Source organism: Microcystis sp. M49636_WE2, from assembly GCF_030065375.1.
Taxonomy (GTDB): domain Bacteria; phylum Cyanobacteriota; class Cyanobacteriia; order Cyanobacteriales; family Microcystaceae; genus Microcystis; species Microcystis aeruginosa_C.
The window spans coordinates 1-2600 of record NZ_JASJFG010000522.1 but is presented as its reverse complement, the minus strand read 5'-3'; the positions used below and the strand labels follow the sequence as shown (position 1 = coordinate 2600).

The 2600-nt window shown below is 38.6% G+C and carries 2 protein-coding genes and 2 pseudogenes; 1 reads left to right on the top strand and 3 read right to left on the bottom strand.

What is annotated here, in order from left to right:
- Positions 1–140: 140 nt before the first annotated feature.
- The 3 genes and pseudogenes from PX484_RS12200 to PX484_RS12190 all read right to left on the bottom strand — a co-directional run.
- A pseudogene (locus PX484_RS12200) lies at positions 141–418 on the bottom strand (flagellar assembly protein H); the annotation flags it as partial.
- Between the two features lie 194 nt (positions 419–612).
- Positions 613–1620, bottom strand: coding sequence for a GNAT family N-acetyltransferase (locus PX484_RS12195; RefSeq protein ID WP_287664198.1), 1008 nt, complete (start codon positions 1618–1620; stop codon positions 613–615).
- A 166-nt stretch (positions 1621–1786) separates the two neighbouring features.
- Positions 1787–1981, bottom strand: a pseudogene (locus PX484_RS12190) (hypothetical protein); the annotation flags it as partial.
- Between the two features lie 343 nt (positions 1982–2324).
- On the opposite strand from PX484_RS12190, the gene PX484_RS12185 reads away from it, so the two are divergent.
- Positions 2325–2600, top strand: a 276-nt coding sequence (locus PX484_RS12185) for an NAD(P)H-dependent oxidoreductase subunit E (RefSeq protein WP_288104023.1), incomplete at its 3' end; no start/stop codon positions are given.

Genomic DNA, 2600 nt, shown 5'->3' with positions numbered 1-2600 from the left:
TTTTTATGGGCAGATATTTTAAAACTGTCTCTTGAAGCTAATTATGATGATTATCTTGAAAAAAAATGATAATTAGACAGAAGTTCTCTATGTGAACAAGAGAACTTTATCTTCTTTTGTTTTCAAAATGAGAATTGCTGAGTAAACATTCGCCGGTTAAACCACTTGCGGGAACTTTCCTGCGCCTCTACATGAATCAGAAAAAAGATTCTTTTTCTCGAAACTTAACCTGTGCGACTAAATCGCTTTCATACCTTTCTCCTTCCGTGACATCGGTAAATACTTCTTTGTCTAAAAAAGTAATCGAGTCCCTATCTAAATAATCTATCAATTGAGGAAAAAATAACTCGATAAATTCGACAAAAAAGGTGGAGATTAACTCCTTAAATAAGCGATCATGGTCAGTATTATTAGTCATGTAATGTCATCTTAACTAATCTGAGTGATGAATGACTACTCTTCTCTATTATATTCTGAAAAGTTGGTTTTGGCAACGGATTGTTATGACTTTACCCCTTTAACCTAGGAGCATAGGGGGATGCTTTCAGAAAAGGGGTTTCTTGAAGAAACCAGTCTTCTCGATATTGTTACGTTTGGCTAAAAGTTTAAAGATCAATTGGTGGATTTAAAGAGTGGTTTTCCTTCTGGTAATCGCCTAATTTTTCCTGACTCATCCCGTTCTACTTCTGCAAAAACATAATTGCCATTACTATCTTGCTTCAAGCATAATTTCCCATCTACTTGTTCATAAACAGGTGGACAAAATTGAGGGATTCCTCCAAATTCTACTACCTCACCCCCTAGTTCTTGTAAGATAGGACATAAGATGAGATTTTCTTCCTCATCAAAGATGAAATTATGAGTATTCGGATCTCGTAAAGGGAGAGGATAAATCGGTAAACCCGTCGAACTCGTCAAAGCCTTTCCTGCTGCATCCCTAACTGGCTCTAAAAAAATTGGCTTTCCTTGAGAATTCTTAACAATTTCTTGAGTTTTTATATCCCTTAAAACAATTGTTCCAGTCGGTATAACTTCCTTTTCTCTTAGCCTTAAATGAGCCTGGTGTAAATTCGGTAAATTCGTCTCCGATATGTTAAAATGTTTTGTATATTGAATCGCTGCTTTAACAAAGCCCAAGCGTTCTAATAATACCTGAATCCCTTGCTGATCTATACTGATTAATAGGTCAATATCGCTAACCTTTAGTTCTTCCGCTTTAGCGATTGCCGCTTTAATCAACAAATTAATCGTGTCTGGTTTGCGGTGCTTTTCTTTAACATACATCCCCAAAACTGCACCCACACGACGGGGAATGAAAGGATTTTCCCACATTTCCAAAGCAGAAATCTGGGGAGGTGGGGTCTCATCATAAACATAAGTAAAGAGAAACCCGACGATTTGCTGCTCATATTCCAAGACAAAACCGAAAGATAGAGGTTTTTTAAGCTGATATCTCACATATCCTTCATAGTCAAAATCAGGTTTCAGATTGATCGAGGGATCAACTTCCGATCGCCTTTGAGCAAAATCTCGCCAAAGAGGAGCGATCGCTATTGCATCTTCAGGTCTAGCTAGTCGTTGATGATACATAGTTTCGCCAAGATTATGCTTGTTTTCCATACTATATTCTGACAAGTCTGCTTTGGCAACAGATAAATAGTCACTGATAAATGATAACTGGTAACTGATATTACAAAATTACCACCAGTTTGTAAAGCCCCAATTTCCTCGCCAATTTTCTTGCCACGTTCTATTCCCCGTAACTCCATTAACTGGTTTCTGAACAGAGTTTGTCAGCAAAACGTTTTTTTGTCTTAGCTGAAGCGGTAATCCGTTTGAGTTCTTTTTCTAGGGATTTGGGAATTTTTGTCCAATCAATTAATTGGTAAAATTCAGGAAAAAAGAAGCATAAAAACGCTTAAAAATACTTGCTTAATGCCTCTTTTCATGGTTCATCATAATTGGCGGTTGTTGGGTTCATTTTGATGGAGGAGATAGCTTTATTCTTCAATAAGTATCATCTTCTTATCTTATCGAGTGCGATTGCCTTTCTTATCGTTGGCATTAAAGTAGAGTAATGCAGCATTGCCTTATATCTCAGTCCAGATTCTTGAAAAATGGCTTAAATTCATCTTCCACAGCTTAGGGAAACTGATTACTGGTCACTGATAACTGAATATCCCCCAATAACTAAAGGAAAGATAAAGTTATCGATCGCCCTCCGGAGCCAGTGTCAGAATAAAAGCAGGGAGATGACCAAGGAAAACCCATAACTCTCCATCTCTTTCCCGTCATCGCCCCTAAAATTTATTTGGTTCAGATTTATGCAAACTGCCAATCCTCGTCAAACGGAGAAAAAAGAGCATCCCAGTGGCGATAAACGCTTCAAAGTCCTCGACATCACCATGAAGCGGGCAGGATATAATCAATCAGCCCTGATTGAAGTCCTGCACAAAGCTCAAGAAGCCTTTGGATTCCTAGAAGAAGATGTTCTCCTCTACGTTGCCCGGGCGCTAAAACTGCCCCTCAGTCGCGTCTATGGGGTAGCAACCTTCTACCATCTCTTTTCCCTGAAACCGGCGGGAAAACACACCTGTATC